The sequence below is a fragment of the Ignisphaera sp. genome (genome assembly GCA_038735125.1).
In the GTDB taxonomy this organism is placed as follows: domain Archaea; phylum Thermoproteota; class Thermoprotei_A; order Sulfolobales; family Ignisphaeraceae; genus Ignisphaera.
Genome location: JAVYNU010000003.1, coordinates 1 through 16,839, shown reverse-complemented (window position 1 = coordinate 16,839; position 16,839 = coordinate 1). Strand labels below are relative to the sequence as shown.

Genomic DNA, 16,839 nt, shown 5'->3' with positions numbered 1-16,839 from the left:
ACTTAATATACATATTCCCTCATTCTAGCTGTTACAACTGCTGAGAATAGCCTCAATATAGTTGATATCATGTATGATATTCTAAGGCCTTGTATCAGCCCAAAGGTATTGATGAGATAGTTAGAGGCTAAACCTCCCACCATAGAACCCACAAAATTTGCTAAGCCAATAGATGTGTTGTATACCCCAAAAAATGTTGCCCTATCTCCTTCTCTTGCACACTCTATTATGTACATAGGGAATATTATGTTTGTGAAACCACTAATAAAACCCGTGAAAATGTTTAGCGTAAGTAGATGTACATAGCTAGTTGAAAATGCATAAACTAGGGGGACGGTAACAAGGCCAAATCTATTTAACAATGTGTAGAACCTATATCTGCTTCTCCCAACATACCTTCCAGCTAGGTATTGGATGCTATAGAGAGGGATGTTATCTGTGCAGGCGAGAGATTTAAGACATCTCGCTGACTCAATATAAATAAAGGCCAGGCCATTGACATGGAGAAATTGTACAAGGTGTTTGCATATACAAAGCCTTTGAATCTTGGATTAGATAAAGCGATTTTAAAGCTCTTTACGAATTCTTCAATGCCAAGGCTAACATGTTTACGAAATGGACACAAATCACAATTAGTGTTTCTATCAATAATATTTCTAGATATAGATAATGTTGCAAATACTGATATAGATCCAAATGCAAGTGCCAAGAGAAATATTACAAGCAATGCTAAGAAAGTGCTTGACATACATTGAAACATTATTGTTGTTGCTATATTGCCAGCTATGCTGAATGCTGCTGAGAGATTCGAATGCATAGAATATACTATGGCTCTATCAGACTGTTCAGCAAGATCGCTAATAACATCCCCAATTACTGGGGCTGACGCTGAGCCTATAAATGTTGCTATAGCTGATATGGCTATAATTTCATATGGATTCATAGAACCGAAGATGCCTATCAAAATTAGGGAGGTGATAGATATGATCATGGTTGACAAAGCTCCCAATAAGAGCATTAGTCTTCGGCGTCCAGTTGAGTCACTTATTCTACCCCACATAACCTGACCTATATTACCAAGTAGATTGTTGGATGCTTGGAATATGCCAGACTCTGTCGCACCTCCACCATAGTAGACTATCAGATATGGCAAGATCGGTGATATGAGGTTATTTGAAAAGGAAAGTGCGGATATTCTAAGGTAGAGCTTTTTTATTGTATTGGTTCTATGCATATTCAAATCATGTGGCAATATATATCACTATTAAGTATATGCTATTATTTTAATAAATTTTATTATTTATAATTATAAAGCGATAAAAGTTTATTGTGTGGTGAATGCTTTGGAGTGCCGAAAATGTGGCTCAAAGAATATAGACGTTTTTAGACTTAAACTACCAGAGTCCTTGCCCATGGCAGTAGTGGTCACCATTCCTAAGAGTATCAGAAACGAGCTTACGAAATTGCTTGAAAATTATGATACTTTTGAGATGTATATTTGTAGAGATTGTGGCTATACTGAATTAAGGTTTGTCAGAAGAGGTTTAAAGCCAAGCGACAAAGATGCTGACAGAGGCTTTTCCACTAGTAACCTTCTCTAGCTTGAGTCTAGCAAAGGTATACAACGCTCTTTTATTATCTAGCTCGATTGATTGTGTAGAGTGCTCCTCTACATTTCCAGAACTATGTAAAACCCAATAATTGTTGGGTAATTCTATAAGTGCAGGCTTTCTTGTGACATATAAGCTCCATCTAATCTTTGCATCTCCATTGTTAACTATATCCATAGCTATAAACTCTCTATCTAAGATTTCGAGTGGTGGATCAAGCCAAACCCCATTTCCAGGATCTATACCTAGTGCCAGAATCCATGTCAAAGGTTTTTTAGGTATTTCAACTACTTCTATTACCTGGGAACCAGCATAACCTCTCCAATCAACAGCACCAATAGATCCCCAAAGTGTTGGGAAAACATGCGTTGTTTCTAAGAGTCCGTAACTAGATGGTGTGTAATGAGGTGATGGTATGTGGGAGTACGCTGATGTTATTCCCCACCTAGGCCTACAGTTATAGTCTATAGCAACTATTCCACCACCTGCCTCTAATCCAACAACGGTGAGATTTCCTCCTGCTTCAGCAAGGCCCATTCTAAAAGCGCTATGTGGCTTAAATAACCAAATAGAATTTGTGGTGTTTCCGCTTTTTGGGCATTTCCAAACAATCTCACCATCAGCATCAAGTTCATATATTACACCCAAATCAGCATTTTGGGCCACTAGAAAATCGCCTCCAAAAGAATTTGTGTGTATGCCACTTGCTGTAGAGCCAAATATTCTAGAGATCTTTGCTGCGTTATTCAATGGTATGTTCCAAACAGTTTCCCCATCATATCTAACCCTTCTTACAAAACCACCGTAACCTCCAGATCCATAATCCGTGACTATGAAGCCCCCATCCACATGTATAATATCATGTGGCCACTCACTATCACTTAGGTGCAGGCTCCACTTAATCCTACCACTTTCTCTATCTATTAAAACCCATTTGCCGTCTCTATCAGGGCAAATCAAATCTCCTGCCACGCCACCAATCTTGGGGACATCTTCTAAGAGCATGTGGGCTATATGAGGATTAGGAATAGTTTTACCTGGAACTACAAGCTCTTCCATAGAGTTTCTAGTCATGTCATATATGATTATACTGAACCTGTTGTGTGGATCCGCCATAACAAGTTTTTCTTTGTTGTCGATTGGATCAGTAACATGTTCCGCATAGTGTATAGCGAAATCATGATGATAAAAGAGTACCCTGAACCGGAAACCACCAACACCATAAGTTATAATGTTCATAGACTCACATCAAAATGTTTGATTAAATTGTGGGTAAAAAACTTATATATAGAATAACGGAAGTTATTAGAGGTGAAAAAGAGATATGGCTGATGTTGTAGGGTCTGTGCTTAGCAATTACCAAAGCTATCTAGTGATGTTCATCCAGTTTCTGCTTGGGTTAGCACTTGGCTATGTATCTGTAAAGGCGTTAAAATATATTCTAGCATTTATAGCAATACTAGCTTTAGGAACACTATTATCTATATGGTCTCTAGGGGCAGCACCATCAGATGTGCTGAAAACTATTGGGCTATCAATCGAGAGCTTAAAGAGTCTAGCAACTCTACTTGGGCTGATGACCATAGGTCCGGTGTCTGTGGGTTTCATAATAGGCGCTCTAATAGCTTTGCTAAGAAAGTGAAACAACAATATTTTTTCATCTATTGACATAGAGTATTTTTCTGTATTGTGTATTTGTCAACATTCATCAACAAGCTAAAGCATGCCGTTTCACAAAGGTAATGTATCGGCATGATTTGTGTCAGCGTTTGCACCGCTCATCACATCATTCAGCCCCGGATTCTCGATCATCACATGCATTAAAGCTCAACAAGTCTTATATTGGGGTTAGGCCTTATACCTTTTTCTGTGGTGCAATGAGCATAAGATACATACCTGTTTCAATTAATTCGATTGAGAATATAAAAGGAAATTTGAGTTCAATGCCAGTTAATATTTCTTTAAAGACCACAGCGTTTGTTCGGTCTCCTACATCCTCATCTTCTCTTTATACATTGTCAAATTTCCCTATAGAGTATATTCTTCTATTCATTGGTTTTGCTCTTATATTCATTATAACATTGCTTTATACAAAGAGTTGGTATAGAGAGGAATCCAACGTTCTCGTTCAGTTTGGGGAGAAGGAATATTATGAAGAGATGTGCAAAATTGAATATAGTTATTATGGCTTGAAAAGAATTTTAAGAAATTATTTCGTCAATTTTAGAAACAGAATAAGATGTCCATACTGCACACCTAGAGAGACTCTAAGTAAGCTTTCATTTCTGAAAAGATTTGTTGATGTGTATGAGGATGTGGTCTACGGAGATAAACAAAGAGCTGATGTAGAAACTGTAATAGATGAAGTGAAGAATATTGAAAAATAAGCTACTAATATTTACTTTGATACTTCTATCTCTTGTAATATTTTCTCAATCACAGAAACCAATTGCAAGTATTTTAGATCTTGATCCACCATCTATCTACAATATTGGTCCGGGTGGTATCACAATATTCTATGACTATGAAAAGACTAGAAGGAGTGTACAGATAATCTACAGCTTTGATGAGTTAAAATACTTTGATCCCCAAAACAATGTATTGTTGATTCTAGGCCCTGATAAGGATGTGGATAGCATAGATTCTTTATTCTCTTGGATAGGAAAAGGTGGGGTAGCTATAGTAGGAGATGAGCTTAACCATAGCAAGCAGATATTGAATTATATAGGCATTGAGCAAAGCACTGCCATACCAGGGGTAGGAGAAGCTCAATGCATCATTGGTAATACAACCATTGAGATAGTTATAGATGTTGCCAAAACACTGCTCTCATCTAATAGTAAATCAAGTATATTGTGTCTCTATGGTTCGATGCCTATAGCTTATAACGTCAGTTATGGCAATGGATATATTGTTGTCATTGGTGATTCAAGTATAGTGATTAACGAGATTCTAGCTACATTAAATATTTCAGTCAACAACATTTTTTTCATGGAGCATATAATTGATGGTAAAGGGCTTATAATATATGAGGGTGGGAGAGTTTATAGACCTGTAGAAGCCCAGGCAATTGCTCAGACGATCAGTGTTATTGTCAATGGATTGTCAGATCTATTTCAATGGCTTTTATTTAGACAGGGTAATGTAAGTCTATTGGAGTTCTTTACAGGACTAGTTGTACTATCAATGCTTTATCTAACTGTAAAATTCGGTATTATGGCTAATCCAAGAAAATATTTAAGTAGTTCAGTAGAGAGCAACAAAGAATTTATCAAAAATATTCGTAAAGAGATCTTAGTTGGTGTTGACAAATGGCAGAATATTCAAAGATAAAATTCTATGGCTCTATGATTGAAAAAGTTGTTGAGAATATTCAGAAAAAAGTTGTGGGCAAGAGAAAAGAGCTTGAATTGATACTTGCAACACTTTTTTCAGAGGGTCATATTCTTCTCGAGGGTGTTCCAGGCGTTGCAAAAACTCTCATGGCTAAATGTGTGGCACTATCTCTTGGTCTAGACTTTAAGAGGATTCAAGCAACTCCTGATATGCTACCATCTGATATAATAGGTTTTCAGTTTTTTGATGCAAAGGAATCTAAGTTTGTATATAGGAAAGGGCCTATATTCACAAATATTCTATTTGTTGATGAGATAAATAGGGCACCACCAAAAACCCAGGCAGCGTTGCTTGAGGCCATGCAGGAGAGGCAGGTTACTGTAGAGGGTATTACATATCCACTTCCCAAACCTTTTCTGGTTATAGCAACCATGAATCCAATAGAAATTGAGGGCACATTTCCACTTTCAGAGGCTCAAGTAGATAGATTCCTAGCAAAGGTTGTTATAGGGTATCCAACAATTGATGAAACTGTTGAGATCCTAGACAAATTCGAATCTATATCGAGTCTAGATGATATGCAACCTGTTTTAAATAAGGAAGAGGTTTTAACCATGATTAGACTTGTTAAGGATGTTTATGTAGAGCAAAACATTAAGAAGTATATTGCAGCCATAGTAGAGGCTACAAGGAGCCACAGATTTGTTAAGATAGGAGCATCTCCAAGGGGTGCAATAGCATTATACCTCCTGTCTAAGTCTATAGCTCTTATGAGGGGGAGAGAATATGTCACACCAGACGATGTAAAGTATGTTGCCCATGCTGCTCTCTCTCATAGAATAGTGCTTAGAGGAGAAGCTAAGATATCTGGTGTGACAGTGGAGAATATTATTAGTGATATCATTGAAAAGGTCGATGTGCCCTGAAAATAACACTTTATGGACTTTCACATATTGTTCTATCCATAGTAGTAGTTGTATATGGCTATTCCGTAAAAAACATTTTTCTATACTCTATAGGGTTAGGACTTGTAATAATATTCTACAAGGAGTACACATCATTTAATAGAATAAGAAAAGCGGCATCACAGTTAACGATTAAGAGAATATGCGAGAAAAACATTGCTAGAGAGTTAGAGAACATAGTCATGAGTATTGTTATTAGAAACAACAGTGAAGAATCCATTTCAAGAGCTCTTGTAATAGACAAGATCCCTAGATACACAGAATCGGCTAGTGACCCAATAGCGGTAATTTCTATACCACCGAAATCAGCTATAACCATATCATATAAGGTTAAGCTACTTGCTCCAGGTACACATGCATTTAGTGATGTGACCATTATTGTAAGCGATTTCTTAGGATACTTTGCTGAGGAACTGAGCTACAGTGACAGATTAACCATTGTAACGTTGCCACAAGAAGTCCGAGGAGAGTTAAGCATGAAGTCGTTGCAAAAGGTAGTTGGGGTTTATATAGCTGGCAAAGCCATTGGAGGGCTCTACGACCTTGCGAATATGAGGGATTATACCCCTGGAGACAATGTCAAGAAGATTATTTGGAGTGCATATGCAAAAACAGGTAAACTCATGGTTAGGGAGGATCTGGGAGAAACGAAGGCTAAGGTGCTTTTACTAATAGATGTAAGGCCACATACATGGTTCATTGGCAAAACACCTAACACCCTTGCTCATATCCAATTAAGGTTTGCTGCTTCATTAGTTAATTTTCTAACTAGGAATGGAATGGTTGTTGACGCTGTTGTCTGTAGTGGGATAATGCCAAAGGTTGTGGTAAACCTCAGAGGAGGTGAGGAAGCTCTCTACAGAATATTTTCACTCATAGATGTTGGTGGTGGATGTAGCTCGCAACTGAACAGCTTCATAGATGCCACTAGCTATATCGATAAAGAGCCTTCGCAATACGACATAATAATCCTTTTAACAAATCCGATAACCCTTTCACTTGATGAGCCTGCCAATTTAAGAGAGCTGGTTGTAGTGCTTGAGAGACTGTTCATAGTAATGCCTATGTTTAGATACGATGAGTTTATGGAAAGAGACGCCATTGCCAAGCTTCTAGACCGAATCTCAAAAACATTGGGTGGTGCATTGATTGGTATAGAGTTTAGTGAAGAAGGTTTTGAGATAATATATGGTGAGGGAAAGCCATGAACTCAATATTTATAGTGTTTATGGTAATAGCAGAGTTTATAGCCTCGATATATGACTATAAGACTAAGAGGGAGATTTTGGCGTTAGTAGCAATAGCATTTTTGTTTATAGCGTTGGTTATGGCAGATCCAACAGCTCTTTTAGTAACTGTTCTTGCAATTCCAATTACCAGATTACTAGCAATCTCTATGTTTAGGGGGCTTAGCAAAGGATCAGCCTATCATATACTCTTAGATGTAATACCCATAATACTTGTTCTAGTAATGGCTGTTTCAGTATCTCTAATAAGCGAAGGTATTGAATTTTTGGGAATGGATAGATGGAGTTCACAAGTAGTTTTTGCAACCCTGTTCTTACTTTTATTTTCAATAGCTCTAGAACCATCTGTAGAATTCCTTGGTGGTCTGGGGTTCATAGCTCGAGCAGAAATAGATCGTGTTATTGATATTGTGAAGAGCTTGGCGCATTTAGTGGGATTTATAAGCATATTAATGTTGTTTCAATTCTATGGCGTATATGCAGGTATATTAATGCTTATATGGATCTCAATGTTATTGATTAGGGGTAAGTTAATTGGCTATATGAAAATAGTTGTTGAAATAACCCCATATGCTATAATTTTTTTAATAGCTTCAATCAAAGGTTTATAAGAATAAGGATATAGAAAAATTGGGCGATGGATATAGGTGTTGATTATGTCTAGACAAGCGGGTAATAAAATTGGAATAGTATATGCTTTGTTGCTTTTAGTTTGTGGCCTAATATTTTTGTTCATATCGACTTACTATATCTATGTAGACAAATACATCCAGTTCCTTGCCTCATTCGCAATAGGGCTAATTTTGGTAAGCACGTCAATAGCACTTTACAGGGAATCGCAAAGAGCTTGATTTTCAAGACTACTCATCTATCGGATTTGTGATCTAATTCTCGATAATGAAAAATGTTAAGAACAGCTAGCTTCACTCAGACCTAAACACTAGCGCCTTGTCGTTGTTGAAACATATTTCAACAACATCTTTGTTTTCTATTATGTTCGATTCTGGCAACAGAGCTGTTAGAATCCCTATATCAGTTTCTACCTTTACCTCAATAGTATTTCCCAAGAAGCTCACCTCTATTACTCTACCTGTAAACTTGTTCTCAATCTTGTTGCTACATTTTGTCGATATGTGATGAGGTCTAATAACAATGTCTACAGAATCCCCTTGGCGAATCTCTTCGTCCGTCACCTTCACAGCTTTGATGAATTTGCCACCTATTCTAGCTTCGATATACCTATCGCCTATTCTAGTCGCTATACCCTTTATAACATTGGCTCTGCCAATGAATGTGGCAACAAAAACGTTCTTGGGGTTATTGTAAATTTCTGTAGGCGTTCCAATCTGCATCACCTTGCCCTTGTTCATTACAGCCATTCTATCAGCTATTGCCATGGCTTCCTCCTGGTCATGCGTAACATATATGGCTGTTATTCCCAGTTTCTTTATGAGGTTTCTAAGCTCTTCCCTCATATCTATTCTAAGTCTTGCATCCAAGTTGCTGAGAGGCTCATCTAAAAGAAGAATCTCTGGCTCAACTACAATAGCTCTTGCCAATGCAACCCTCTGTTGCTGTCCACCAGAAAGCTGATGTGGATACCTCTTCTCAAGGCCCTCGAGCTTTACAAGCTCCAATGCCCATTTAACTCTTTTAGCTATCTCATCTTTGGGCATCCCCTTTATCTTTAGTCCGTAAGCAATGTTGTCAAATACTGTCATGTGTGGCCATAGAGCCCAGTTCTGGAAGACCATCACAGCTTTTCTATTCTGGGGTTCTTCAAAGGTTATATCAACTCCGTTAACAACTATTCTTCCAGTATCAGGCACCTCTAGGCCAGCTACAATTCTTAGAAGAGTTGTTTTTCCACATCCTGAAGGGCCTAGAATGGCGAACAACTCTCCTTTATCTATATGGAGAGTGACATTGTCAAGAGCAATCGTGTTGCCAAATCTTTTGCTAACGCCAAGAATTTCTAGAAAAGCCATTATCTAACACCGAAGATGCTATAGCCCTTTAACAGAAACGTTGATATAGTTACAGCTATTAGCTGAAGAGCTATTAGCATAGCTCCCAAGGCACCAACTATCTGGGTTCCTTGGGGAGTCTCTAGATAGTTTTGCATAACAAATGTTATTGGTGCGGCATGGCCTATTGAAACACCCTTCAAGCCGCCTAGCATAACCCCTACACTCGTTTCGCTAATGCAGTAAACAAATGTTGTTATGGCACCACCAAAAATGTTTATTGCTATAGCCGGTAGTATAACAGTGGCTATAGCCAAAAACCTTGAGGCTCCCAGGTTGATAGCAGCCTCCTCAAGAGATGTTGGTATTTGCTGTAAGCCAGCATAAATTGCTCTTACCATAAACGGCATTCTCCTTACGGTATAAGCTATTGTAATTGCTATTCCAGGTGAGTATATGACAGGGTCAAAGATGCTGTTTTTGAATGGTGGTGTAGTGAACAATAGGAAGAATCCAGAGGCTATTGCGATCCCAGGGATTGCGATAGGTATTGTGGCTAGGGTATCCAAGATATATGAAATAGCCCCTCTGGTTCTTGTAGATGAGTAGGCAATGAGTATGGATATAACTAATATTATGCCTAAGGCTGTTATAGAGTACAATAAGCTGTTCTTTATTGCTGTTGAAACTATTGGATCTGTTAGCATAGAGGCAAAATTATCTAATGTAAACCCCTCTGGCAATGCGCTATACCACCTAGATGAGAATGCCAGTACAAAAACACCTATCTGTGGAATTGAAGAGAATAACAGAAACGGCAATAGAAACAAATATACAATTGCTGTACCAATTCTCGATAGCTTGAATGGCTTCAAGGGCTTTGCACCCCTTCCTACAGCTGCATAGCTTCTTAGCGAGACATAGCTCCTTATGAGTATAAATATTGTGGCACTTACCAAAACAACGATTACAGTCATCAACAATGCGGCAGGGGATCTAGCTCCAGTCGTTGGATCCTGAAAACTTCTGAATATCTCATATGATATGAGCCTATCTTCTCCAAAAACAATGGGGTTGGCTATATCCTCAAGAGATAGTATAAATGTTAGTGACGCCCCAGTGGCGATACCAGGGAGGGCTAGAGGTAATACAACATCTTTTAACACCCTAAATGTCGATGAGCCAAGGTTCTGCGCCTGCTCAATCAAGGTATGGTCGATATTGGCTATAGCAGCAGAGACATTCAGATAAACAATCACATATAGACCTAGAATCTGTGCTGTAACAACCCCTGCCAACCCGTCTAAGCCTATCCTAACGGGGACTCCAAGAACATTGACTATTACATATGAGAGTAAACCATATCTCCAATCAAAAAACTTTCTAACGACATAGCCACTTGCAAACGGCGCAGCAAACAGTGGTAACATGGCTAGAACCTGGAAGAATCTTCTTCCAGGAAAATCATATAGCGTTAATATAATGGCTATTAGAGCTCCCACAGCAGTTGCTACAACCATTGTTATTGTAGCGACTATAAAGCTGTTTATTATTGAGCCATAGCTAACCCCGCTAAACAGAATTAGGGTGATGTTCTTCCCACCAAAAACAACGTTCTTCACACTAACTATACTCCCAATTGGTCTAGTGGAAACATATCTAGGGTTCTGAAACACAAGCTCGGCTATTCGCATTGGATCGGATCTTAACAGCTCTGACAATGGTAGTGCTAGTGGTATTAGGAGAAAGATCGCTAGGTAGGTTAGTGGAAATACTGTTGAGAAGAGTATGAAAGGGTCTGAGAATAAAAAATTGATTTTATTTCTAACTCTTTTCATCTGAGCTTCATCCAATCTTTTGAAGCTCATTCAATATCGAGTTGAATCTCTCAACAGCCTTCTGTGTCCATATAGTCATGAGTTGCTGCTCCAAAGTTCTATCACTAGCCATTCTACTGGCAATGCTTTTGGCATAATCTTTTGTGAATGTTACTTCAGAGCCTGTTGTGGGATCTGTGAATGTTAAAGGCTTTGAGAGCTGTGATACATAGTAATCAAATTGTTGCTGTGTTATCAAACCTCTTGAGTATAGATCAACAAGCTTCTTCCAAACCTCTACAAGCTGGTCATGAGCGTCTATAAGCACGGCTTTGAAGTATCTTGCAACAGCATATTCATATTTCATAACATCAGAATCGTTGAAAGCCATTGGGGTTAGACTCAATGTCTTGTAGTAAATCTCTTTGAGATCTGTTCTCTGTTGCCCCTCGGGGGTATTCCAAACATCAGCATTTACGGGGAGTCTATTGACCTTCTTGTCCAACAGAATCCTTTGTCCATCTGTCAAAGCCCAGGCTATGAACGCTTGTGCTGCCTCTGGATGCTTTGAGGTGTTGAACAATGCTATCGGGTCTCCATTAACTATTGTTTTCAGCGGTATGATGAAGCTGCAGTTGGGGTTTTGAACCATTGCTATGTAGCCATAGTAATCAACAGCTATTGTAGCTGCAAACTCACCTCTTATAACATAGTCTCTAGCATCTGATGCAGAGTCGATTATCTTTGAGTTTGCTGCTAAAAGGGTGAGGTATTTCCATCCGCTGTCCCATCCATAAGCCTCTAAGATGATTTCGTATATTCTTAGATGGCTTGTGCTCTTAAGGGGGTTTGCAATAACTATTGCTGGAGAGCCATAGACATTTATAACCTTTCCATATTCAGGGCTTGTCAAGTTGCTCCAGTCACTTGGCTTTGGAATGCCATAGTCTTTCAACAGCTTGTTGTTTGCGATTATCCCAAAGCTTGATAGTGCTTGTGCAACCCAATACACATTCCCGTCGCTTCCAAATCTCTTCATAGGTGCTCCAAGTACGGTGTCCGGTATCTTGCTTAGAGCTTCTCTAACCTCGTTGGATGTTAGAGGAGCTAGCCAACCATCTCTGTAAAGCGAGTCAAAGAGCGATGGACCGCCACCCCAGCCAACATCTGCACCATGACTCTTGAGATAGTCTCTCCACTGGCCAGAGTCCAAAGAGAGGAACTGTACATCGACAATGTTATACTTCTTGGCAATATCACTCTTCAGAAACGCGTCGCGAGCCAAGTTGAGAAGGTCTTGAGGATGCCTTGTCAATACAACAAGTGTGATTGCCTCTTTTTTGCCTCCTGCGACAAGGAGATAGTATATTGAGACTCCTGCAACAACAACAAGAATTGCTACTATTACAACCACAAGTGTTTTTGATATGCCCTTTAGCAACATAGACCATCACGTGTATCATTTTTTGTAGAAGGGATATAAATATTTGTTTTCTACAACTATACACTATTTTACATAAGCCATGCTACATATGCCCCTATATAAAATCTTTAGGCAATATCGAATCTTTGGGATGAAGAGACGCATCCTTAATGATAGATGATTGAGAGGACTCCTCTGACCATACAAAAGATGTTGCTATATGGGTTTTGATATTTTAAGCCAAGAGCTGTTGTTTTGCATAGAATTCAAGTCTGCTTCTAACAGATCAACGTGTTGAAGCTATTGCCTATGGTCTAGGATTAAACGATGTTGTGAAAAACTATGTGGATTTTCTAAAGTTTTTAGCTATATCCAAGAGAATTTTTCCTTGCCTAAAGCCTCTCTAACAGTTTTTCTTACAGCTTCTTTTGATGAGAGTCTAGGCCTCCATTGGGTTAGGCTAGCAATCTTTGATATGTCGAGGAGCATTAACTTTACGTCGCCTGGCCACCCCCTGCCGTCAGGAGTTACCCAGACATATTTATACTGCACGTTCTTGAGGTTCATTTCGTCGACGACTATATCTGCTATCTCCTTAACTGTAATCCAATCGTTATTCCCAATGTTGAATACATGGAATCCTTTATTGTTTTTAGCATATAGTGTAATGGCCATTGTAGCCTCTATGGTATCTGATATATGTAAATAGCTTTTTCTTTGCGTGCCATCGCCAAGAATCTCCAGCGTGTTTAGATTGCTCCTCAACTTATTTATGAAGTCTATTATAACTCCGTGGTTGGATCTATAGCCGATTATGTTAGCATATCTTCCAATAGCAACGCTAAAGCCATATAGATGAGAGTAAGAGTGGTAGAGCATTTCACATGCAGCCTTAGACGCTCCATAGACAGAGATAGGTCTTAGAGCATAGTCTTCAGGTGTCGGGATCTTCTCAGCATCTCCATAAACAGTTGAGGAACTTGCGAAGAAATGTAGCCTGACATCATTTAGCCTAGAAGCCTCCAAAACATTGAATGTTGCAACAACATTCTCATTGAAGTGGGTTCTTGGCTCAATAGACGATACTCTAACCTCTGGATTAGCAGCAAAATGAAAAACTGCATCAGTATCTCTGAAAAAACTGACCCATTTCTCATCGAAAAACTTCAAATCTGCGTTAACAAAAACAAAATAGTCCTTTCCAACATGATGCTCAACATTTTTGATAGAACCACTACTAAGGTTGTCTATAACAATTATTTTCTTAGCCAAACCCATTGCAACGAGGTAATCCACTAAATGGCTACCGATAAAACCGGCCCCGCCAGTAACAACAATCTTTTCAAAAGTCTCTTGCTTCATAGCTAAACCCGTTCTACATGTAACAGAAAGCCAAGATAGGACATATTTAAGTGTTTGTCTTTTTCAGTTTCGGAACTTCAAGGAAGTCTTAATTTGCTCTAAAATACATTTATTTAGATGTTAATCTAGTGGAAGAGCCAATTGTATTGAGTGTATGATTAGTTCAAAATCTTTTTATAGTAGTGATGAATATCTAAGATTTAAAATCTCCGTGTCTTAGAAGTATTAGCAAAGGATTTTGTTGTTCAGATTCCACCACTGTGTAATAAAATACCATAGAAATTCAAGCAATATAAGCAGATATTTGTTAGTAGTTGAATTAATTAGGAAATGCGATTTGTAGGGGGTATTTTATGCCGCTGGCCATAGTTGTAGGCGGGTTCTTTGGCGATGAGGGCAAGGGTAAGATAGCGGCGTATCTTGCGCTAGCCGATAACCCGTCTATCGCTGTTAGATGTGGCTCTATAAATGCTGGTCATACAGTTGTCTACGGCAATAGGGTGTGGAAGCTCAGGCTTGTCCCATCGTTTTTCGTTAACAAGAATGTGAAGCTTATGATCGCTGCCGGGGCTTTGATGAGACTTGATGTGTTCTTTAACGAGGTTGAGGAGACTGGTGTTAGGGGCAGGATATTTGTTGACAGGAACACTGGTGTTATAGAGGATAGGCATGTCGAGGCTGAGAAGAGAGACGCTTTTCTGGTCAAAGACGTTGGCTCAACATTGCAGGGAGTAGGATTTGCAATGTCTGACAGGGTTTTGAGGAGGCTTAGACTTGCCAAAGATTTTGATGTGCTAAGAGACTACCTTGTAGATGTTTCGCTGGAAGTTAACAACGCTATTGATAGAGGGGAGCTTGTCTATATAGAGGGTGTTCAAGGAACCTTCCTAAGTTTGTACCATGGCACATACCCATACGTTACAAGTAGAGATACAACAGCGTCAGCCTTTGCCTCAGAGGTTGGGGTCGGCCCTAAGAAGGTTGACGAGGTTATAGTTGTTTTCAAATCATATGTTACAAGGGTTGGTGGAGGTCCTCTAGAGGGTGAGCTTCCACCTGAGGAGGCTGAGAGGCTTGGACTAGTTGAAGTAGCTACTGTTACTGGTAGAAGGAGAAGGGTAGCACTATTCAATGTTGATCTCGCTAAGAAAGCAATAATGCTGAATTCCGCAACACAAGCAGCTATAACAAGACTCGACGCGCTCTACCCAAACGATAAGTGTGTTAGAGAATGGGACAAACTATCAAAGGATGCTAGGAACTGGATAGAAAACATAGAGAATTCTCTAAAAACTCCAGTAACGATTATTGGCACTGGAGAGGATGCTTTATGCACAATCGATAGACGAAAAGAGCTTGGATTGGGGTGGAGATAATGGAGAAGCAATATGATGTTGCAGTAATTGGCGGGGGTGTGGCAGGGCTTTTTGCAGCATATGAGCTTTCAACCTATGGATTTGGAAAGCTGAGGATAGCCATTGTTGAGATGGGTAGTGAAAACCCGTTTAGAACGTGTCCGATGCTCAACCTAAAGAAGCTTGCAAGAGATAGGGAATGCGCTCTATGCAAACCATGCAATGTTATGTCAGGTGTTGGAGGGGCTATAACATTTAGCAGTGGAACCATGAATCTTAGGCCAGATGTTGGAGGGGATTTGGACAAGCTCCTCGGTAGCTGGGAAGAGGCTGAGAAGCTGATACAATATGTTGATAGTGTGCTGGTAAAGTTTGGTGCTCCAGATAACTTATATGCTATTGACTATGAGCAGGCTTCAGAGCTTGAGAGATTGGCTGCAAAAGCCGGTGCAAAGTTTGTTCCAACACCTCAGAGACTCATAGGCTCTGAGAACATGCCTAAGGTCATAGCAAACATGGCTAACTATTTGAAGAGCAGGGGTGTGGAGATACATGGGTATACAGAGGTTACAGACATCGAGCATGCAGAGAATAGGATAAGGCTTAAAACAACAAAGCTAGACATAGTATCTAGATATGTTATTATAGCGCCTGGGAGAATCGGGGCTGAATGGTTTTCTCAACTGGCAAAGAGAAGAGGTATAGATGTTGAGCCCGGTCCACTAGACATTGGTGTAAGAGTTGAGGTTCCAGCATATGTCACCGAGCCTATAACAAAGCTTGTCAGAGATCCGAAGATAATAATGTACACAAAGAGCTATGACGATAAAGCAAGAACATTTTGCACAAATCCAAATGGGCTTGTCGTTGAGGAGAGGTATCCAGACGACTCGGTTGGCGTAAATGGAGAGAGCTTCGCAACAATAAAAAGCAAGAACACAAACTTTGCATTGCTAATAACAGTCAAGCTTACAGACCCATTTGAGGACACCATAGCATATGGGAAAAGCATAGCAAGACTGGCGACAAAGCTTGGCGGTGGGAGACCAATAATTCAGAGGTTTGGCGATTTAGAGGCTGGGAGAAGAAGTACATGGTCAAGAATAGAAAGAAGCGTTGTAGACCCAACACTAAAATCTGTAACGCCAGGAGACATAGCCATGGCCTACCCATATAGAGTAGTTGTAAATATAATAGAAGCTCTAAAGAGGTTAGACATAATAATGCCTGGAATAGCATCACCACAAACACTCCTATACGCACCAGAAATAAAATTCTACAGCACGAGAGCCAGAGTCAGCAGAGAACTTGAAACAAACTTGAAGAACGTCTTTGTTGCCGGGGACGGAGTAGGGCTCTCAAGAGGCATGAACGTAGCAGCTGCAACAGGAGTAATAGCCGCCAGATCCATACTAAAGAGAGAGGGTGTTGAGGTTGAAGATGGCTAGAGATATAGCACCTCACAATCCTTACCGATATTAACAGCTATGAATAGGTCTTCTAAGGCAGATCATTTCACTGCCACTGTATTCAGTTTCTCAAGTCTTCCCTTCAGCTCTCTCAGGATCCTATGGAGATTATCACACTAGACAACATCCACCCTCAGTAAATAGTAGCTGTGTAAATCATTAATTCTCTAGTATCATCACAATGAATTTGATTGGCGCTAAACTAAGGAAATATGCTGGCAAACAGCTTTTTGTTCTCATATTTCACGTGAACCTCCTTCCACTTCAAACCTGTGAATCTCTCGATAC

At 39.6% G+C, this 16,839-nt stretch carries 17 protein-coding genes; 10 read left to right on the top strand and 7 right to left on the bottom strand.

Annotation, left to right across the window (positions count from 1 at the left end):
• Positions 1–2: 2 nt before the first annotated feature.
• Positions 3–362, bottom strand: a complete 360-nt coding sequence (locus QW284_04635; GenBank protein ID MEM0338955.1) for an MFS transporter — start codon at positions 360–362, stop codon at positions 3–5.
• Between the two features lie 41 nt (positions 363–403).
• Positions 404–1,252 (bottom strand): MFS transporter, encoded by an 849-nt coding sequence (locus QW284_04630; protein ID MEM0338954.1) that lies wholly within the window; start codon positions 1,250–1,252, stop codon positions 404–406.
• Between the two features lie 91 nt (positions 1,253–1,343).
• On the opposite strand from QW284_04630, the gene QW284_04625 reads away from it, so the two are divergent.
• Positions 1,344–1,601, top strand: coding sequence for a hypothetical protein (locus tag QW284_04625; GenBank protein MEM0338953.1), 258 nt, complete (start codon positions 1,344–1,346; stop codon positions 1,599–1,601).
• On the opposite strand, the gene QW284_04620 is transcribed toward QW284_04625, so the two are convergent.
• Positions 1,545–2,849, bottom strand: coding sequence for a hypothetical protein (locus tag QW284_04620; protein ID MEM0338952.1), 1,305 nt, complete (start codon positions 2,847–2,849; stop codon positions 1,545–1,547). The two genes, QW284_04625 and QW284_04620, sit on opposite strands and share 57 nt — an antisense overlap.
• Before the next feature lie 85 nt (positions 2,850–2,934).
• Here QW284_04620 and QW284_04615 point away from each other — a divergent pair, with 85 nt between their 5' ends.
• From QW284_04615 to QW284_04585, 7 genes are all read left to right on the top strand, one after another.
• Positions 2,935–3,252 (top strand): hypothetical protein, encoded by a 318-nt coding sequence (locus QW284_04615; protein ID MEM0338951.1) that lies wholly within the window; start codon positions 2,935–2,937, stop codon positions 3,250–3,252.
• 235 nt (positions 3,253–3,487) lie between these two features.
• Positions 3,488–3,997, top strand: a complete 510-nt coding sequence (locus QW284_04610) for a hypothetical protein (protein ID MEM0338950.1) — start codon at positions 3,488–3,490, stop codon at positions 3,995–3,997.
• Positions 3,987–4,943 carry a hypothetical protein gene (locus QW284_04605; protein MEM0338949.1) on the top strand — a complete coding sequence of 319 codons (957 nt, stop codon included), beginning with the start codon at positions 3,987–3,989 and terminating at the stop codon, positions 4,941–4,943. The genes QW284_04610 and QW284_04605 overlap by 11 nt, the downstream gene beginning before the upstream one ends.
• Entirely contained in the window at positions 4,922–5,872 is a 951-nt protein-coding gene (locus QW284_04600) for a MoxR family ATPase (protein MEM0338948.1), read from the top strand. The genes QW284_04605 and QW284_04600 overlap by 22 nt, the downstream gene beginning before the upstream one ends.
• Positions 5,873–6,093: 221 nt before the next feature.
• The gene (locus tag QW284_04595; protein ID MEM0338947.1) at positions 6,094–7,119 is read left to right on the top strand and encodes a DUF58 domain-containing protein; all 1,026 of its coding nucleotides are present in this window, start codon (positions 6,094–6,096) and stop codon (positions 7,117–7,119) included.
• A complete protein-coding gene (locus QW284_04590) occupies positions 7,116–7,769 on the top strand; it encodes a hypothetical protein (GenBank protein MEM0338946.1) in 654 nt (217 codons plus the stop codon). Before QW284_04595 ends, QW284_04590 begins: the two co-directional genes overlap by 4 nt.
• Positions 7,770–7,814: 45 nt before the next feature.
• Positions 7,815–8,009, top strand: coding sequence for a hypothetical protein (locus QW284_04585; GenBank protein ID MEM0338945.1), 195 nt, complete (start codon positions 7,815–7,817; stop codon positions 8,007–8,009).
• A gap of 72 nt (positions 8,010–8,081) precedes the next feature.
• Here QW284_04585 and QW284_04580 read toward each other — a convergent pair whose 3' ends face one another.
• From QW284_04580 to QW284_04565, 4 genes are all read right to left on the bottom strand, one after another.
• A complete protein-coding gene (locus tag QW284_04580) occupies positions 8,082–9,146 on the bottom strand; it encodes an ABC transporter ATP-binding protein (protein ID MEM0338944.1) in 1,065 nt (354 codons plus the stop codon).
• The gene (locus QW284_04575; protein MEM0338943.1) at positions 9,146–10,963 is read right to left on the bottom strand and encodes an iron ABC transporter permease; all 1,818 of its coding nucleotides are present in this window, start codon (positions 10,961–10,963) and stop codon (positions 9,146–9,148) included. The genes QW284_04580 and QW284_04575 overlap by 1 nt, the downstream gene beginning before the upstream one ends.
• A gap of 7 nt (positions 10,964–10,970) precedes the next feature.
• Positions 10,971–12,386: an extracellular solute-binding protein gene (locus QW284_04570; GenBank protein MEM0338942.1), complete on the bottom strand. Its 1,416-nt coding sequence runs from the start codon at positions 12,384–12,386 to the stop codon at positions 10,971–10,973.
• A 345-nt stretch (positions 12,387–12,731) separates the two neighbouring features.
• Positions 12,732–13,727 (bottom strand): NAD-dependent epimerase/dehydratase family protein, encoded by a 996-nt coding sequence (locus QW284_04565; GenBank protein ID MEM0338941.1) that lies wholly within the window; start codon positions 13,725–13,727, stop codon positions 12,732–12,734.
• A gap of 353 nt (positions 13,728–14,080) precedes the next feature.
• On the opposite strand from QW284_04565, the gene QW284_04560 reads away from it, so the two are divergent.
• Together QW284_04560 and QW284_04555 are read left to right on the top strand one after the other, a co-directional pair.
• Positions 14,081–15,103, top strand: coding sequence for an adenylosuccinate synthetase (locus QW284_04560; protein ID MEM0338940.1), 1,023 nt, complete (start codon positions 14,081–14,083; stop codon positions 15,101–15,103).
• Positions 15,103–16,530, top strand: coding sequence for an NAD(P)/FAD-dependent oxidoreductase (locus QW284_04555; protein MEM0338939.1), 1,428 nt, complete (start codon positions 15,103–15,105; stop codon positions 16,528–16,530). Before QW284_04560 ends, QW284_04555 begins: the two co-directional genes overlap by 1 nt.
• Positions 16,531–16,839 lie beyond the last annotated feature (309 nt).

Excerpts from the sequence above, each read along its gene's own strand:
- QW284_04620 (MEM0338952.1), bottom strand. The coding sequence starts at position 2,849 with ATGAACATTATAACTTATGGTGTTGGTGGTTTCCGGTTCAGGGTACTC.
- QW284_04615 (MEM0338951.1), top strand. The coding sequence starts at position 2,935 with ATGGCTGATGTTGTAGGGTCTGTGCTTAGCAATTACCAAAGCTATCTA.
- QW284_04610 (MEM0338950.1), top strand. The coding sequence starts at position 3,488 with ATGAGCATAAGATACATACCTGTTTCAATTAATTCGATTGAGAATATA.
- QW284_04600 (MEM0338948.1), top strand. The coding sequence starts at position 4,922 with ATGGCAGAATATTCAAAGATAAAATTCTATGGCTCTATGATTGAAAAA.
- QW284_04595 (MEM0338947.1), top strand. The coding sequence starts at position 6,094 with ATGAGTATTGTTATTAGAAACAACAGTGAAGAATCCATTTCAAGAGCT.
- QW284_04590 (MEM0338946.1), top strand. The coding sequence starts at position 7,116 with ATGAACTCAATATTTATAGTGTTTATGGTAATAGCAGAGTTTATAGCC.
- QW284_04585 (MEM0338945.1), top strand. The coding sequence starts at position 7,815 with ATGTCTAGACAAGCGGGTAATAAAATTGGAATAGTATATGCTTTGTTG.
- QW284_04580 (MEM0338944.1), bottom strand. The coding sequence starts at position 9,146 with ATGGCTTTTCTAGAAATTCTTGGCGTTAGCAAAAGATTTGGCAACACG.
- QW284_04575 (MEM0338943.1), bottom strand. The coding sequence starts at position 10,963 with ATGAAAAGAGTTAGAAATAAAATCAATTTTTTATTCTCAGACCCTTTC.
- QW284_04570 (MEM0338942.1), bottom strand. The coding sequence starts at position 12,386 with ATGTTGCTAAAGGGCATATCAAAAACACTTGTGGTTGTAATAGTAGCA.
- QW284_04565 (MEM0338941.1), bottom strand. The coding sequence starts at position 13,727 with ATGAAGCAAGAGACTTTTGAAAAGATTGTTGTTACTGGCGGGGCCGGT.
- QW284_04560 (MEM0338940.1), top strand. The coding sequence starts at position 14,081 with ATGCCGCTGGCCATAGTTGTAGGCGGGTTCTTTGGCGATGAGGGCAAG.
- QW284_04555 (MEM0338939.1), top strand. The coding sequence starts at position 15,103 with ATGGAGAAGCAATATGATGTTGCAGTAATTGGCGGGGGTGTGGCAGGG.